18 protein-coding genes are annotated in these 16,354 nt (G+C 35.0%); all 18 read left to right on the forward strand.

Going from position 1 to position 16,354, the window contains the following annotated elements:
* Positions 1-38 precede the first annotated feature (38 nt).
* The 18 genes from EKM77_RS00230 (at position 39) to EKM77_RS00315 (ending at position 16,353) form a co-directional block, all read left to right on the forward strand.
* Positions 39-1,421, forward strand: a complete 1,383-nt coding sequence (locus EKM77_RS00230) for an MFS transporter (RefSeq protein ID WP_225425157.1) — start codon at positions 39-41, stop codon at positions 1,419-1,421.
* A 114-nt stretch (positions 1,422-1,535) separates the two neighbouring features.
* A complete protein-coding gene (polA, locus tag EKM77_RS00235) occupies positions 1,536-4,193 on the forward strand; it encodes a DNA polymerase I (RefSeq protein ID WP_125591476.1) in 2,658 nt (885 codons plus the stop codon).
* A gap of 21 nt (positions 4,194-4,214) precedes the next feature.
* Positions 4,215-5,042, forward strand: coding sequence for a DNA-formamidopyrimidine glycosylase (gene mutM / locus EKM77_RS00240; RefSeq protein ID WP_125591478.1), 828 nt, complete (start codon positions 4,215-4,217; stop codon positions 5,040-5,042).
* Complete coding sequence (gene coaE, locus EKM77_RS00245; RefSeq protein WP_125591480.1) at positions 5,039-5,632, forward strand: dephospho-CoA kinase; 594 nt, start codon at positions 5,039-5,041, stop codon at positions 5,630-5,632. Before mutM ends, coaE begins: the two co-directional genes overlap by 4 nt.
* Before the next feature lie 21 nt (positions 5,633-5,653).
* Entirely contained in the window at positions 5,654-6,127 is a 474-nt protein-coding gene (gene nrdR / locus EKM77_RS00250; RefSeq protein ID WP_125591482.1) for a transcriptional regulator NrdR, read from the forward strand.
* A gap of 11 nt (positions 6,128-6,138) precedes the next feature.
* Positions 6,139-7,503: a DnaD domain protein gene (locus EKM77_RS00255; protein WP_164507677.1), complete on the forward strand. Its 1,365-nt coding sequence runs from the start codon at positions 6,139-6,141 to the stop codon at positions 7,501-7,503.
* Positions 7,504-7,505: 2 nt separating this feature from the next.
* Complete coding sequence (dnaI, locus tag EKM77_RS00260; protein ID WP_125591486.1) at positions 7,506-8,414, forward strand: primosomal protein DnaI; 909 nt, start codon at positions 7,506-7,508, stop codon at positions 8,412-8,414.
* A 304-nt stretch (positions 8,415-8,718) separates the two neighbouring features.
* Positions 8,719-10,665 (forward strand): threonine--tRNA ligase, encoded by a 1,947-nt coding sequence (thrS, locus tag EKM77_RS00265; RefSeq protein WP_125591488.1) that lies wholly within the window; start codon positions 8,719-8,721, stop codon positions 10,663-10,665.
* 188 nt (positions 10,666-10,853) lie between these two features.
* Positions 10,854-11,384 (forward strand): translation initiation factor IF-3, encoded by a 531-nt coding sequence (gene infC / locus EKM77_RS00270; protein ID WP_057763533.1) that lies wholly within the window; start codon positions 10,854-10,856, stop codon positions 11,382-11,384.
* A 14-nt stretch (positions 11,385-11,398) separates the two neighbouring features.
* Positions 11,399-11,596, forward strand: coding sequence for a 50S ribosomal protein L35 (gene rpmI, locus EKM77_RS00275; protein WP_057763535.1), 198 nt, complete (start codon positions 11,399-11,401; stop codon positions 11,594-11,596).
* Positions 11,597-11,628: 32 nt separating this feature from the next.
* A complete protein-coding gene (gene rplT / locus EKM77_RS00280; protein WP_125591490.1) occupies positions 11,629-11,985 on the forward strand; it encodes a 50S ribosomal protein L20 in 357 nt (118 codons plus the stop codon).
* 62 nt (positions 11,986-12,047) lie between these two features.
* A complete protein-coding gene (locus EKM77_RS00285; protein WP_125591492.1) occupies positions 12,048-12,575 on the forward strand; it encodes a YqeG family HAD IIIA-type phosphatase in 528 nt (175 codons plus the stop codon).
* Complete coding sequence (gene yqeH / locus EKM77_RS00290; RefSeq protein WP_125591494.1) at positions 12,562-13,677, forward strand: ribosome biogenesis GTPase YqeH; 1,116 nt, start codon at positions 12,562-12,564, stop codon at positions 13,675-13,677. Before EKM77_RS00285 ends, yqeH begins: the two co-directional genes overlap by 14 nt.
* 29 nt (positions 13,678-13,706) lie before the next feature.
* Positions 13,707-14,024 carry a YhbY family RNA-binding protein gene (locus EKM77_RS00295; protein WP_125591495.1) on the forward strand — a complete coding sequence of 106 codons (318 nt, stop codon included), beginning with the start codon at positions 13,707-13,709 and terminating at the stop codon, positions 14,022-14,024.
* A gap of 13 nt (positions 14,025-14,037) precedes the next feature.
* Positions 14,038-14,673, forward strand: a complete 636-nt coding sequence (locus EKM77_RS00300) for a nicotinate-nucleotide adenylyltransferase (RefSeq protein ID WP_125591497.1) — start codon at positions 14,038-14,040, stop codon at positions 14,671-14,673.
* Positions 14,666-15,268 (forward strand): bis(5'-nucleosyl)-tetraphosphatase (symmetrical) YqeK, encoded by a 603-nt coding sequence (gene yqeK, locus EKM77_RS00305; protein ID WP_225425158.1) that lies wholly within the window; start codon positions 14,666-14,668, stop codon positions 15,266-15,268. The genes EKM77_RS00300 and yqeK overlap by 8 nt, the downstream gene beginning before the upstream one ends.
* Positions 15,269-15,625, forward strand: coding sequence for a ribosome silencing factor (gene rsfS, locus EKM77_RS00310; protein ID WP_125591499.1), 357 nt, complete (start codon positions 15,269-15,271; stop codon positions 15,623-15,625).
* Positions 15,625-16,353, forward strand: a complete 729-nt coding sequence (locus tag EKM77_RS00315; RefSeq protein WP_125591501.1) for a class I SAM-dependent DNA methyltransferase — start codon at positions 15,625-15,627, stop codon at positions 16,351-16,353. Before rsfS ends, EKM77_RS00315 begins: the two co-directional genes overlap by 1 nt.
* Position 16,354 lies beyond the last annotated feature (1 nt).

Below are 16,354 nucleotides of genomic sequence, written 5' to 3' on the forward strand. Positions count from 1 at the left end.
CACGGTATCTCTATTTTTTTTGGAAAAGAGGAAGTAATTTGGATCAAAGAGTATCTACACGAGTTAAGTTATCAATTTTAGCGGTTGGATTACTATCCTTTGTGGGAATATTGGTAGAAACTTCGATGAACGTAACTTTTCCGACCTTGACTAAAGATCTCAATGTTAGTTTAGGAACGGTACAGTGGCTGACAACGGGGTATTTGTTATTGACGACCATTGTTATGAGTACGACTGCGTATATTTTGAAAAAGTTCAAACCGATAAAAATTTTTAGTTTTGCGGCGCTATCTTGTTTTGTCGGAACTCTAATATGTATGTTTTCACCAAATTTTGTTGTTTTGCTATGTGGCAGACTAATTCAGGCAATTGCAACTGGTTTAGCGACACCATTGATGTTTAATCTGATTTTTGAAGAGGTCCCTCCAGCAAGAATTGGTGTCTATACTGGATTTGCTAGTATTATTATTTCATTAGCGCCTGCACTTGGACCAACTTATGGTGGAATCGTGAGCGGTATGTGGTCATGGCGGGCTATTTTTATTGGCGTTATTCCTATTATTGTTTTACTTAGTATCATCGGATTTTTAAGTATTAAAGGTGAAAGTATAGGGACGCAGACTTCTTTTGATTATTTGAGTGTTGCTGGGTTAGCGGCAATATTTACAATGATCTTATTCACGTTTGATCAAGCTGGGCGTCATGGTTTTATTTCGATGCAATTTGGTATCTGGATTTTAATGACAATAGCAGTAGTGGCAATTTTTGGTTGGTACAATGCTAAAAGTAAACGCCAATTGATCGATTTTTCTATTTTAAAGATCCCGGTGCTTAGATTTAGATTATTCGGATATTTTGGTTTGCAGTTCATTAATATTGGATTATCGTTTGTACTGCCTATTTTTGCGCAGACGGTTTTAAAAATGAATTCGGCACAAGCTGGGTTGATGTTATTGCCAGGTTCATTGATCGGTGCGATGGTTGGACCTGTGGCGGGGTATATATATGATAAAAAAGGTCCAACTATTCCGTTAGTTTTAAGCGGATTCTTAGTTACTATTGGTGCATTTCTATTCTTTGTTGTCGGAAAGGATCTGACACTGGTAAGTATTATTTTAATTTACTTAGTGCTACGAGTTGGCTTTAACTTTGGTTTTGGACCGTCTTTGTCAGATGGTAGTATGCAAGTTACCGGACGCAGTAAATCTGATCAAAATTCACTTTTTAGTATGATGCAGCAATACGCCGGATCATTAGGGACTAATGTTTTGTCAGTCATAATTTCAGTGGCAGCTTTGAATCATGGTGAAGTTGCTAGTACAATAATTGGTTCAAAACTTGATTTTGGGATTTTAACCGTTATTTCATTGATGATCTTGATTTCAGTTATTTATGTTGAAAGAAAATATAAAGTAAAATGATTTTGAAGAGGAGCGCAGTTTGTTGCGTTCTTTTTGTTTGACCCTTTATTTTTCAATAAGTGGGATACTTTGTTAAAATAGATATGATTAATTTCGTTTTCAATGGGAGAAAATATGACGGAAAAGAAAAAATTACTTTTAATTGATGGGAACAGTGTTTCTTTTAGAGCATTTTTTGCCATGCATAATGTCTTAGATAAATTTGTTTCAGGCGACGGTATTCACACGAATGCTTTGTATGCCTTCAATAATATGTTAGAAATAGTTTTAAAGGACGAAAAACCAACACATGCTTTAGTAGCGTTTGATGCTGGTAAAACAACTTTTAGAACAGAGATGTTTTCTGATTATAAAGGTACTCGTGCCAAAACTCCACCAGAACTTATGGAACAGCTTCCACTAATTCAGGAACTACTGAATTTACGCGGGATCAAAACTTATGAGTTAAAAAATTATGAGGCTGATGACATTATTGGAACTTTGTCTAAAGAAGCTGACGAAGACAATATGGACGTAACTGTCATTACTGGTGATCGTGATCTAACTCAATTAACGACTGATAAAGTTACTGTAAAAGTTAATGTTAAGGGAGTTACTGAAACTGAAGCCTATACTCCAGAACATGTTAAAGAAAAATTAGGGATAACTCCGGAACAAATCATTGATATGAAAGGTTTGATGGGCGATAACTCTGATCACTATCCTGGTGTTGAAAAAGTCGGTGAGAAGACTGCCATTAAACTATTAAATGAATACGATACGATGGAAAATCTCTATGAACACGTTGACGAAATGAAGAAAAGTAAGCTCAAGGAACATTTGATCAACGATAAAGATCAAGCTTTTTTGAGTAAGAAATTGGCTACGATCAATAAAGAAGCTCCAATAGAGATCAAATTAACTGATTTGGAGTATCAAGGTGATAATCAGGAACAACTGATCAAGTTTTATCAAAAATTAGGTTTCAATTCATTTTTAGAGAGAATGAATGTTGAACCAGAACAAACTCAAGAGGCCTTATCTGAAATAAAATATTCAGAACTTAATGATGAAGCAGCTAAGAATATTTTAAACAGTACAGAACCTCAGACTTTGATCATTGAAAGCTTTGGAAGCAACTATCATCTTGATCCAATTATCGGTTTAGCAGTTAAGAGCGGTGATAATTATTACGCTACAACTGATATTTCTATCTTAGAAAATCCGGATCTTAAAGCATGGATAGAGGATGAATCTAAAGAAAAGTATACTTTTGACAATAAGAAGACGATTGCATTATTGCATCGTTATGGCTGTGATCTAAAAGGTGTAAGTTTTGATATGTTGTTAGTTTCATATCTTTTGGATACTAATGACAACAAGTCTGATATTGGGATCGTTTCCCAAAACTACGGTTACAACTTGCCAATGGAAGAAGAATTTTATGGTAAGGGTGTTAAAAAAGCCGTTCCAGAAGATGATCATGTCTTGATGAATTTCCTATCTCAAAAAACTAAAATTATCGCTGAATTAAAAGATAAGATGATGTCAGAGTTAAAAGACAATGACCAAGATAGTTTATATGATGAAATTGAATTGCCATTATCTAATGTTTTAGCCGAAATGGAGATCAAAGGTGTCAAAGTTGATGCAACTCGTCTAAAAGAGATGGAAAATACTTTTGCTACAAGACTTACAGAAATTGAGCAAAAAATTTACAAAGAAGCTGGACAAGAATTTAATATCAATTCTCCTAAACAACTTGGAGTTGTTTTATTTGAGGACTTAAAATTGCCAGTTATCAAGAAAACTAAGACTGGTTATTCAACTTCAGTCGACGTTTTGGAAAAATTAAAAGATAAGTCACCTGTTGTGCAAATGGTTTTGGATTATCGTCAAATATCAAAAATTCAATCTACTTATGTAGTAGGATTACAAAAATTTATTCAACAAGATAACAAAATTCATACGATTTACTTACAAACTTTGACTCAAACAGGACGCCTTTCTTCAATTGAACCTAATTTGCAAAATATTCCAATCAGGATCGATGAAGGAAGACAGATCAGACGTGCCTTTGTACCACAACATGAAGACTGGGAAATGTTTTCTGCCGATTATTCACAAGTTGAATTGCGTGTTTTAGCTCATATTTCTGGTGATGAACATATGCAAGAGGCATTTAAAGAAGACTATGATATTCATGCACATACTGCTATGAGGATCTTTGGACTAAATAGTACCGAAGATGTCACACCTGACATGCGTCGCCAAGCCAAAGCTACTAACTTTGGAATTGTTTACGGAATTAGTGACTACGGTTTGTCACAAAATATTGGCATAACTAGAAAGCAAGCCGCAGCATTTATTGATTCTTATTTTGAGCAATACCCTGGTGTTAAAAAATATATGGATGATATCGTTAAATATGCTCGTGAAAATGGTTATGTTGAAACGATCATGCATCGTCGTCGTTATTTGCCAGATATTCATTCTAAGAACTTTAATGTCAGAAATTTTGCTAAGAGAACCGCAATGAATACACCAATTCAAGGTAGTGCTGCTGATATTATTAAAGTTGCCATGATAAATATGCAAAAGATGCTTGATAAAGAAAATCTGCAAGCTAATTTGTTATTGCAGGTACATGATGAAATGATTTTTGAAGCTCCAAAAGAGGAAATACCAATTCTTGAAAAATTAGTTCCAAGTGTTATGGATTCAGCGGTTAAGCTAGATGTACCTTTAAAGGTTGAGTCAGCACATGGTAAAACTTGGTATGAAGCCAAATAAATTATAGAGTAGGTGAATTAAATGCCTGAAATGCCAGAGGTAGAGACGGTCAGACGTGGTCTCATTAAACAAATTAAGGGACGTAAAATATTAGATGTAGAAATACGTTATCAAAATTTGATCACTGGGGATGTTGAACAATTTGTCGACATGGTTACCGGTGCTACTATTACTGATATTGGTCGTCGTGCAAAATTTTTATTGATTCATTTGGATAATGGTTATACAATTATTAGTCATCTTCGTATGGAAGGTAAATACCGTGTTTCAAATGATCCCGCAATGATCGATAAGCATTCGCATGCCATTTTCACATTAGATGATGGTCAAAAACTTATATACAATGACGTTCGTAAATTTGGTCGCATGCAACTTTGGCGAACAAGTGATTTGGATGTTAATAAATCCATTCAAAAGTTAGGTCCGGAACCACTTTCAAAAGAATTTACTTTTGAAAATGTTAAACCAAGGATCATGCGTCATCGTAAAGATATTAAGACTGTTTTGCTGGATCAGTCAGTTATGAGTGGTCTAGGCAATATTTATGTTGATGAGGTTTTGTGGAATGCTAAACTGCACCCAGAAACTCCTGCCAACCATTTAAACGATGAAGATATTAAAAATGTTATCAAGTATTCTAATATGGAAATGAAAATGGGTATCGAAGCTGGAGGATCAACGGTTAGATCATATCTTGATTCAACTGGCCACGCTGGTCATATGCAGGATTTTTTGCATGCATATGGTAAAGAAGGTACTCCTTGTGATCGTTGCGGAACTGAAATTGAAAAAATCAAAGTCGGTGGTCGCGGAACACACTTTTGCCCACACTGTCAGGTAATCAAATGAGTAAAATATACGGGTTAACTGGTGGTATTGCTTCAGGAAAAACAACCGTTTTAGATATTTTGGCTGATAATGGCTGTAAAATTTTCAATGCTGATGATATCGCGCGTGAAGTAGTAGAAGTGGGCACAGTCGGATTAAATAAAATTGCCGCTTCATTTGGGAAGAATATTTTATTAGCTGATGGTAGTTTAGATCGCAAAAAAATGAGTCAAATTGTTTTTAGCGATAAACTGCAATTGAAAAAGCTGACTGATATTACCGCACCACTTATTCGTCAGCGTATTTTACAAATAGTAGAAAATATTCATTCATTAGATGACAAAGTTATTTATATCTTTGAAATTCCATTGCTATTTGAAAGTGATTATCAATCGTATTTTGATGCCGTTATTAGTATTTATGTTGATTCCAACACTCAATTGACTAGATTGATGAAACGAAATAATTTAGATGAGCAAACTGCTAAAAAACAAATTTCATCACAAATGTCGATGTTAGAGAAGAAAAAATTGGCTGATTTTGTTATTGATAATTCGGGTAATTTAGACGAATTAAAAATTGAAGTAAAAACGTTATTAAAAAATCTATAATCAAGAAAAGAGGTCTGTCTTATGATCTGTCCACATTGTCATCATGATTCATCAAAGGTTGTCGACAGTAGACCAAGTGATGAGGGACGTGCTATTCGCAGAAGACGTGAATGTGAGTATTGCGGTACTAGATTTACTACTTTTGAACGAATTGAAAAAGCACCTTTATTAGTAATTAAAAAGAATGGTAATCGCGAAGAATTCAGCCGAGAAAAATTACTTCGTGGTTTAGTTCGTGCGGCTGAAAAACGCCCGGTAACAATGGATCAAATGAATGAAATAGTTGATAAAGTTGAAAACCAAGTTAGAGCAACTGGCGAAAATGAAGTACGTTCACAGGTGATAGGTGAACATGTCATGAAGATCTTGGCTGATGTAGATGACGTTACTTATATTCGTTTTGCCAGTGTCTATCGTGAATTCAAGGATATGAATAATTTCATGAAAGAAGTTCAAGAAATGATGGCTAATGACGGCCAAAACAAACATGATTAAGGATGGGGAATTTGGATAGAGATAATAATTCCATTGTGGAAATTAATCCTTTAACAGGTTATTGGTGTCTTCCTCACGGCCAAATAAACGATTATGATCGTCATATTTTGACGGATCTTTATTTGCCGTTGTTAGGAACTGCCGCATATAGCGTGTATCTATTGTTGTGGGAAAAAATCCCTAACAAAGAAGTGATAACAGATCGAAAAAAACACAGTGATCTGTTGAGTTTACTAAATATTGACTTGAATAAATTCAATGCTGCTAGAGTTCGCGCAGAAGCTTTGGGTTTGATCAGAACTTTTACAAAACAAGATGACTTAGGTGAATACTGTGTTTATCAGTTGTTTGAACCTCTAACCCCTAAGGAGTTTTTTAAAGATGACCTGATGAGTATCTTTTTGTATGAGAAAATTGGACAAGTTAATTACAGTGAATTAATTTCTAAATATTCTAGATCTGAAAAAATTTTAGAAAATTCAACCGAAATAACTAAAGACTTTTTGGAAGTATTTCAACTAAATAATGACGATTTGATCAACACGCCGGCTGAAGTAAAGAAAGGCCAAAATGAGTTTTCAGGTGGATCTGATGAAAACAAACCTAAAGTTGATTCCAAAGCCATGGAACAGCTAGATTGGGAACTGATTGAAGATAGAATTGGCCAGCTATATAAGATCAATCCAGCTGATCTTTTGCAAAATCAGGAATTGATCATTAATTTGCATTTGTTTTATGGGGTCAATGAAATAGCTTTGATCGATTTGATAGGCAAGACTGCCAATATTGTTGATAACAAGATCGATCCAGTTCGTTTACGAAAAGCAGTACAGGATCGTTTTGAAAAGAATGCTAATATCACTGTTAAAGAGACGGTTCAGCCTGAAACAAATGCACCAGTGACTAATAATTTGAGCCGGGCCGATAATTTGTTATTGCAACAGGCAAAATCAATGGTCCCAGCTGACTTTTTGGCAGCTGAAAAACAAAAAAGTGGCGGTTTTACTGGTGCTGCTGAATCTAAAGCTCTTAGAGATATGGCTATGAAGACGTATCTTTCTCCAGCCGTATTGAATATTTTAGTAGATTATATTTTACAAAATTCACCAACACTATCAGTGGCTCTAATGGAGACTGTTGCCAATGACTGGCAGCAAAATCAGGTCAAGACACCAGAAGACGCACTGAAAAGATTGCGTGATTTTCAAAATAGACCTCGTAATACTCGCCGTTATAATAATCGTAATAAAAAAGTTGAAAAAGCTACTGACTGGAGTAAAGTCAAATCAAATACTCAAACTGACGATAAAAATGCCCAAGTTAAACGTCAAGAATTACAAGCAAGACTTAGAAAAATGCGAAATAAGGATAATTAATCATGGAAAATTTAGGAAAAACACTCTCAGACTATTTAAGCTCGAAAAATTTGACCGACGATTATCGAAAATTATTGAATAAAGCTTTGAATGATGTTGATGTTCAAAGATTTTTAAAAGAAAACCAAGAGTCGATCAATCAAGATGCTATTTCTGTTAGTGCGGCTAGTATTTATGAATTTTATAATCATAAAACTAATCAAAGTGAATTATCCAAGGGATACTATCCAAAATTAGTCGTTAATAATCATAATATCGAAGTAGCTTATGTGCCCAATGCTAAAAAACGTAATGAGGCGAAAAAGTCTGAATATGAATCTCGTTTTGTCTTGATGGATATGCCTAGTGATATTCGTAAGGCTACTTTAGACGATTACGACGGAGATGGCAGACAAGAGGCTTTAAGTGCCGCTATTGACTTTATTGAAAGTTACAATAACCACAAGGGCTATGTTCCCGGACTTTATTTAGCAGGGGATTTTGGCGTTGGTAAAACTTATTTATTGGGTGCGATCGCCAATGAACTGTTTAAATCCGATGTCAGAACTACGATTATGCATTTTCCAACCTTTGCTGTCGAAATGAAAAATTCTATTGGGCAAAATAATGTTTTGGATCGAGTAAATAAAGTTAAAGATTCAGAAATTTTAATGCTGGATGATATTGGTGCTGATTCAATGTCTAGTTGGATAAGGGATGAAGTCTTAGGAGTTATCTTGCAATATCGTATGCAAGAAAATTTACCAACATTTTTCTCGTCTAATTTTTCGATGAACGAACTGGAAGAACACCTTGCCGTTAATCAGCGTGGAGAGCAAGAGCCCGTAAAGGCAAAGAGAATTATGGAACGGGTCAAATATCTTTCAAAAGAGGTAATCGTCACTGGTCCAAATAAAAGATTTCAGCGATAAGACTTGCAAAAATAAAAAATAAATGTTTCAATGTGTTCATGAAAGACAACACTTCGGTTCTAATTCAGGGAGGGTACGATTACTGAAAGCTTACCCATTACTGGAGCTACCACTTTCATATTAAAACTGTATATTTGTAGTCGGTAACTTTATAACTAAAGAGAGAAAACTGTTCAATTGTCCAGTTTTAATGTGGGTGGAACCGCGTAGAAATGCGTCCCTGAGGTATATATGCAAATTTTGTATACATACTTCAGAGACGCATTTTTTTATTTGTTGTCAAAGAATTAGGAGGAAACAAGATATGTCAAAAATCAAACTGCAATTCCCAGATGATTCTGTTAAGGAGTTCGATCAAGGCACCACTGTCTTAGAAGTTGCTAAGTCAATTAGTACATCTCTAGGTAAAAAAGCTGTTGCCGGTAAAGTTAATGGCATCTTAGTTGATATTGAAAGTGCCATCAAACAAGACGGAAAAATTGAAATCCTTTCACAAGATGATAATAAGGATTCATTGATCACCTTGAGAAATACAGCTAGCTTAGTATTTGGTGCTGCTGCTAAGGAAATCAAAAAAGATCTACACTTTGGTGAAAAACAAAGTAATGATGATGGTTTCTATGTAGACACCGATGATAAAGAAGGCCAAATCAGTGTTGACGAACTTGAAGACATCGAAAAGTCTATGGAAAAGATCATCAAGAAAAACGACAAGATCGAACGTACTTTGATGGACAAATCAGAACTTGTTGAAATGTTCAAAGATGATCCATATAAGTCATCATTGATCGAAGCTATCGAATCTGTTCAAATTCCAGTTTACAAGTTAGATAACTTTGTTGACTTTGGTTATAAAGCAGTTCTTCCTAGTTTAAGCGGTCTAAAACACTTCAAACTTCTATCAGTTGCTGGTGCTTACTGGCAAGGTAAGTCAAGTAACCCAATGCTTCAAAGAATTTATGGTACAGCATTCTTTAACCAAGATGACCTTGACGCTGATATGAAACGCCGTGCAGAAATCAAAGAACGTGACCACAGAACATTAGGACGTGATCTTGACTTGTTCTTCGTTGATCCAGAAGTTGGTGCTGGACTTCCATACTGGATGCCAAATGGTGCTACTATCCGTCGTGTTATCGAAAGATATATCATTGATAAGGAAGTTGCTTGGGGTTACCAACACGTTTACACACCAATCCTTATGAACTTAAATGCTTATAAGACTTCAGGTCACTGGCAACATTATCGTGAAGACATGTTCCCACCAATGGACATGGGTGATGGCGAAATGCTTGAATTACGTCCAATGAACTGTCCTTCACATATTCAAATTTACAAACATCACATTCGTTCATATCGTGAATTACCAGTTCGTATCGCTGAATTAGGTATGATGCACAGATATGAAAAATCAGGTGCTTTAAGTGGTCTACAACGTGTTCGTGAAATGACTCTAAACGATGGTCACACATTCGTTGCTCTTGATCAAATTCAAGAAGAATTCAAACGTACACTACAATTAATGGTAGAAGTTTACAAAGACTTCGATATTACAGACTACTCATTCCGTCTAAGTTATAGAGATCCAGCTAACACAGAAAAATACTTTGATGACGATGAAATGTGGAACAGATCACAATCAATGCTTAAGGGTGCTATGGATGATCTTGGTCTTGACTACTATGAAGCAGAAGGTGAAGCTGCTTTCTATGGTCCAAAACTTGATGTTCAAACAAAGACAGCTCTAGGTAATGATGAAACACTATCAACAATCCAACTTGACTTTATGCAACCAGAACAATTCAAGTTGACATATGTTGGATCAGATGGTGAAGAACATAGACCAGTTATGATTCACCGTGGTATCGTTTCTACTATGGAAAGATTTATTGCATACTTGATCGAAATGTACAAAGGTGCTTTCCCAACATGGTTGGCTCCAATGCAAGTTAAGATCATCCCAGTTAACAAAGAGATCCATGGTGAATATGCTAAGAATCTTCTTGCTGAATTACGTGCTAAGAACATTCGTGCCGAAATTGATGATCGTGACGAAAAGATGAACTACAAGATCCGTGACGCTCAAACAATGAAGGTTCCATATACAGCCGTTGTTGGTGATCAAGAAATGGCCGACGCTACTGTTTCAGTTAGAAAATATGGTGAAGAGGATTCAAATTCAGAGAATGTTGCCATGTTTGTAGGTAGTGTTAAAGCAGATATTAACAATTTCAGTCGTAGAAATGGATAAAAACATCATATTTTGTTGACATATAAAGATTATGTTGTTACAATTTATAACTGTTGAGATTAAGCAGAAGCGCCCGCTTCTCACCTATGCAATTGCCTCTAGGTTATAATACGATTGTATAAATAATGGTGGGCGTTGTATGCGCCCACTTTTTTTGTGGGTCCAAATAATTATGGAGGTGGCTACTCATAGCAAGAGATCTATTAATAAACGATCAAATACGTGCCAAAGAAGTGCGATTAATTTCTGAAACCGGAGATCAAGTTGGGGTTAAACCAAGAGCAGAAGCACAACGTCTAGCTGACGCAGCTAGTATGGACTTAGTGCTTATGTCCCCTGGTGCAAATCCTCCCGTAGCTAGAATTATGGACTACGGTAAATATAAGTTTGAACTTCAAAAGAAAAACCGTGAAGCACGTAAAAAACAAAAAACCGTTAGTTTAAAAGAAGTACGATTAAGTCCTACTATTGAAGACAATGACTTTAATACAAAACTTAACAACGCTCGTAAGTTCTTGTCTAAAGGTGATAAGGTCAAAGTTTCTCTTCGCTTTAAGGGTAGGGCTATTACTCATAAAGAGATAGGTAAAGAAGTTTTAGACCGTGTTGCTGAACAGACTAAGGATATTGCAAACGTAACTACAAGACCTAAGATGGATGGTCGTAACATGTTCTTGATGCTTGATCCAATTAGTTCAAAAGATAATAAGAAAAAATAGTGGAGGGACTTTCAATGCCTAAACAAAAAACACACCGCGCATCAGCAAAAAGATTTAAGAAAACTGCTAATGGTGGCTGGAAGAGAAGTCATGCTTATACAAGTCACCGTTTCCACGGTAAGACAAAGAAGCAACGTCGTCAATTGGCTAAACCAGGAATGGTTGATGCAAGTGATATGAAGCGTATCAAACAAATGCTCGCTACATACTAATTAATTTTTGATAATTTAAAGGAGGAGTCATTATGCCACGTGTAAAAGGTGGAACAGTAACTCGCAAACGTCGTAAGAAAGTTTTAAAATTAGCTAAGGGATATCGTGGATCAAAACATATCACTTTTAAAGCAGCACATACACAAATCATGGTTTCATATCGTTATGCATTCCGTGATCGTCGTCAAAGAAAACGTGATTTCCGTAAGTTATGGATCGCTAGAATTAATGCTGCCGCAAGATTGAACGAAATCAGCTACAGCAAGATGATGCATGGTTTGAAGTTGGCTAATGTTGACATCAACCGTAAAATGCTAGCACAAATTGCTATTGAAGATCCAAAGGCATTTACAAGTTTAGTAGACACAGCTAAGAAAGCCTTAGCTTAATGATTAAAACGTAATTTGGACATTCCAAATTACGTTTTTTTACTAAGGATAGAGGATTGAAAATGTTTAAACCATATATTATGCTCAATAAAATTACTGATATTGATGCTCAAGATTTAAAAAAGTTGGGTATTACAACAATAATGACTGATCTTGATAATACTTTGTTGCCATGGGATAGTAACGATTATAATTTGTCGTTAAGAAAATGGCTTAATCAAATGAATCGTGCGAATGTCGAGGTAATGGTGGTTTCAAATAACAGTTATGAACGTGTGGAAAAAGCCGTTTTAGATTTGCCAGTAAGTATTGTTGCCAGAGCCGTTAAACCATTGCCATTTGTCATCATGAAGCACTTGCATGAAATGCAGATCGATCCACAAAGTGTCTTATTTGTTGGGGATCAAGTAATGACGGACGTTTTGGCTGGCAATATGTCAGGTCTAAAAACTGTCTTAGTAAAACCATTGGTTAATACCGATGCTAAAAAAACTCGTGTGAATAGATTTTTTGAACGTCCTCTTTTAAAATTTATGCAGAGTCATGATTCAAATTTAAATTGGAAGGATTCATTAAATGACAGAGACTAGTGAAAAAATGTATTGTATCGGCTGTGGTGCTGAACTTCAAACGGAAGATAAGAATAAACCCGGCTATGTACAAAATTCTACCTTGAAAAAATATCAAGAAGATGATTCACGTGAACTCTTTTGCAAGAGATGTTTTAGATTAAGAAATTATAATGAAATAACTGATGTTGATATTAGTGACGATGATTTCTTGAAATTATTGGATTCCATTGCTCAAGAAGATGGATTAATTGTTAATGTAATCGATATCTTTGATTATGAAGGTAGCGTTATTCCCGGATTGCAAAGATTCGTTGGCGATAAAGATATTCTAGTAGTAGGTAATAAGGTTGACTTATTGCCAAAATCAGTTAATCAAAACCGTCTGCTGAATTGGTTGCAACAAAAGAGTAAGGAAAACGGTATCAAGTCGGTTGATCAAATCATGGTATCAGCTGAAAAGGGCACTAATATAGATAAGTTAATGCGATTGATCGAAAAATATCGTAATGGTAAAGATGTATATGTCGTTGGAACGACTAATACTGGTAAATCAACGTTAATTAATAAAATTATTAGTCAAAATTCAGATGTAAAAAATTTGATCACAACATCTAGATTTCCTGGAACTACTTTAGATCGTATCGACATTCCTTTGGATGATGGTAAGAGTTTAGTTGATACACCCGGAATTATTCACAAATATCAATTGGCACATTTCTTGAATGATCAAGATTTAAAGACTGTTACACCTAAAAAGCCTCTTCGACCAGCAACTTTCCAATTAAGAGATGGACAAACTATCTTTGTTGCCGGATTGGCAAGATTTGATTTTCTTGATGAAAAGACGAACGTTGTTTTCTATGTAAATCAAAATTTGTTATTACATAGAACTAAGACAATTAATGCGGAAGAATTTTATCAAAAGCATTTGGGTGAAATGTTAACACCACCATCTGACATTGATGAATTCCCTACTTTGAAAAAAGAGGATTTTGTGGCACATCAAAAGTCAGATATTGTTATTTATGGTTTGGGATGGGTTACTATTCCTGCAGGTAGTAAGGTTAGAGTCTATGTTCCAGATGGTGTAAGTGTTTCTATTCGCGATGCCATTATTTAATTGTTAAAATGTAGATAAGGAAAAAATTAATGATAATAAAAGGTAAGAAGAATCGCTATTTGAGAAGTCAAGCAGCTACTATGAAACCAGTTATTCAAGTTGGACGTGAGGGTATCAGTGAGAATCTTTTAAATCAACTTGAATTGTTGATCAATAAAAAAGAGCTTATCAAAGTATCTTTGCTTCAAAATACAATGGTAGAACCAGCTGATTTAATTGATTCATTGTCAGAATTCGATGAACAAATAGTTCATATTCAGACAATTGGTTCCAAATTGGTTTTCTATAAAAAAGCGCCTAAAATCAAATATCGTAAGTATTCGATCGAACTAGAAAATATTCAGTAATAAGTGATGAAAAATGAACACACAACAACAAATATTAACTAAAGTAAAATCGCAATTTCAAACAAGTCATCAAAAGCGACATGTCGGAATATTGGGCGGAACTTTTAACCCGATCCACTTAGGACATTTAGTTATTGCTGACCAAGTTTCGGAGCAGCTTTGTCTAAATAAAATATTGTTTTTGCCGGATAAAATACCGCCACATCGTGGTGTTGAAAAACAAGAGCCGATCAATAGTGATGATCGTATCGAGATGGTAAAGCTGGCAATTGAGGATAATATTCACTTTGATTTAGATCTAACTGATGTAAATCGTGGTGGTGTTAGCTATACCTATGACACGATCAAATTACTTAAACAATATAATCCTGATACTGAATATTATTTCATTATTGGGGGAGACATGGTTGAAAATCTGTCAAAGTGGGCTCATATTGATGAATTAGTCAATATGGTTCATTTTGTCGGAGTTTGTCGAAAAGGTTTTGAGAAAAAGTCTAAATATCCTATACTTTGGGTAAATACTCCGGAACTAGAAATCAGTTCTAGTATGATCCGTCAACATGTCAAAAAGGGACAGTCGATCAAATATTTAGTTCCTAAAAAAGTTGAAGAGTATATAAAGGATAGGAGGCTATATCTTGACTAAATTCAATTATGAAAATATCAAACACGATTTGGATCGCGATAAACTTTTGGATCGTATGAAAAATCAATTAAGTGATTTTCGTTTTAACCATTGTTTACGAGTTGAAAAAGAAAGTCGTAGATTAGCGGCAAAATATAAAGTTGATGTTGATAGAGCGGGCCTAGCTGGTCTTTTACATGATTATAGTAAGGAACGTTCTGACAAAGAATTTATTGATGTTATAAAATCTAAACATTTAGATAATGACCTGCTTAACTATGGAAATGCCATTTGGCATGGAATTGTTGGAGCAGAGATCATTAAAAGTGAATTAGGTATCTATGATGAGGATGTCTTAAATGCTGTCCGTCGTCATACTGTTGGATCGACGAATATGACAGGAGTCGATAAGTGTGTTTTCGTAGCTGACTTTATTGAACCGGAAAGAGATTTCCCTGGTATCGATAAAGCTCGTAAGTATGCAGATAAATCTTTAAACGCAGCAGTCGCTTTTGAATTAAAGCATTCTGTTGCATACTTGGTTAAAAAAAATCGCGTAATCTATCCTGAAACATTTGATAGTTACAATTACTGGATAGATAAAGGAGAACTTTAATTGAATTCAAAAGAAAAGATGGAAATTGCTGTTAAAGCAGCAGATAGCAAACATGCTAATGATATTAATGTATTAAATATCAGTGAAGTAAGTATTATGGCAGATTATTTTGTCATTATGGACGCAAGTTCACAACGTCAAGTTGATGCGATAGTTCAAGCTGTTTTAGATGAAATGGGCAAGAATAATGTCGATGTTGGTCATGTTGAAGGTAAACGTGACTCTAAGTGGATCCTAATTGATCTTCATGATGTTGTTATTCATGTCTTTATTTCAGAAGAACGTGACTTTTACAATCTAGAAAAACTTTGGTCAGATGCACCAAGTGTTGATATTTCTAATTTGGTAACTGAATAATGATCTACAATTCATTTGCACGAGTTTACAGTGAATTAATGGATGACACTTTGTATGCCAAGTGGGCAGATTATGTTCAAAAACAGACACCAGATGCTAAAAGTCTACTTGATGTTGCCTGCGGTACAGGTGATTTGACGATTCAATTGGCAGATAATTATCAAGTAACTGGGACTGATCTGTCAGAAGAGATGCTAAAAATTGCTGAAGAAAAGGCAAAGTCTAATAATGTAGAAATTCCTTTTGTTCAAAGTAATATGATGGATCTATTTGAATTTGAAAAGTATGACGTCATAACTTGTTTCGATGATTCAATCTGTTATTTAAATGGTCAAGAAGAGCTAGAGATCGCTTTTAATCAGGCTTATAAACATCTAAATGAAGGTGGGCATTATCTTTTTGATGCGCACTCACTTTACCAGATGGATCAAGTATTTCCAGGTTACATGTTCAATCATAAGAGTGAAGATTCAGCATTTATGTGGAGCAGCTATGAAGGTGAGTACCCTCATAGTATTGAACATGAATTGACGTTCTTTAATTGGAATGAAAAAATCGGCGGATATTCAGTTAATACTGAGATCCATCGTGAAAGAACTTATCCAATTGAGACCTTTGTTAATATTCTAAAGGAAACTGGCTTTAAAAATATTAATGTAAGTGCAGATTTTGGTAGTTCAGAAGTTAAGGATGATTCTAATCGCTGGTTTTTCTCTGCTCAGAAATAGA

The sequence above is a fragment of the Companilactobacillus baiquanensis genome (genome assembly GCF_003946605.1).
GTDB classification, from domain to species: domain Bacteria; phylum Bacillota; class Bacilli; order Lactobacillales; family Lactobacillaceae; genus Companilactobacillus; species Companilactobacillus baiquanensis.

Excerpts from the sequence above, each read along its gene's own strand:
- rpmI (WP_057763535.1), top strand. The coding sequence starts at position 11,399 with ATGCCTAAACAAAAAACACACCGCGCATCAGCAAAAAGATTTAAGAAA.
- EKM77_RS00285 (WP_125591492.1), top strand. The coding sequence starts at position 12,048 with ATGTTTAAACCATATATTATGCTCAATAAAATTACTGATATTGATGCT.
- nrdR (WP_125591482.1), top strand. The coding sequence starts at position 5,654 with ATGATCTGTCCACATTGTCATCATGATTCATCAAAGGTTGTCGACAGT.
- mutM (WP_125591478.1), top strand. The coding sequence starts at position 4,215 with ATGCCTGAAATGCCAGAGGTAGAGACGGTCAGACGTGGTCTCATTAAA.
- dnaI (WP_125591486.1), top strand. The coding sequence starts at position 7,506 with ATGGAAAATTTAGGAAAAACACTCTCAGACTATTTAAGCTCGAAAAAT.
- polA (WP_125591476.1), top strand. The coding sequence starts at position 1,536 with ATGACGGAAAAGAAAAAATTACTTTTAATTGATGGGAACAGTGTTTCT.
- EKM77_RS00300 (WP_125591497.1), top strand. The coding sequence starts at position 14,038 with ATGAACACACAACAACAAATATTAACTAAAGTAAAATCGCAATTTCAA.
- thrS (WP_125591488.1), top strand. The coding sequence starts at position 8,719 with ATGTCAAAAATCAAACTGCAATTCCCAGATGATTCTGTTAAGGAGTTC.
- coaE (WP_125591480.1), top strand. The coding sequence starts at position 5,039 with ATGAGTAAAATATACGGGTTAACTGGTGGTATTGCTTCAGGAAAAACA.
- EKM77_RS00315 (WP_125591501.1), top strand. The coding sequence starts at position 15,625 with ATGATCTACAATTCATTTGCACGAGTTTACAGTGAATTAATGGATGAC.
- EKM77_RS00295 (WP_125591495.1), top strand. The coding sequence starts at position 13,707 with ATGATAATAAAAGGTAAGAAGAATCGCTATTTGAGAAGTCAAGCAGCT.
- yqeH (WP_125591494.1), top strand. The coding sequence starts at position 12,562 with ATGACAGAGACTAGTGAAAAAATGTATTGTATCGGCTGTGGTGCTGAA.
- rplT (WP_125591490.1), top strand. The coding sequence starts at position 11,629 with ATGCCACGTGTAAAAGGTGGAACAGTAACTCGCAAACGTCGTAAGAAA.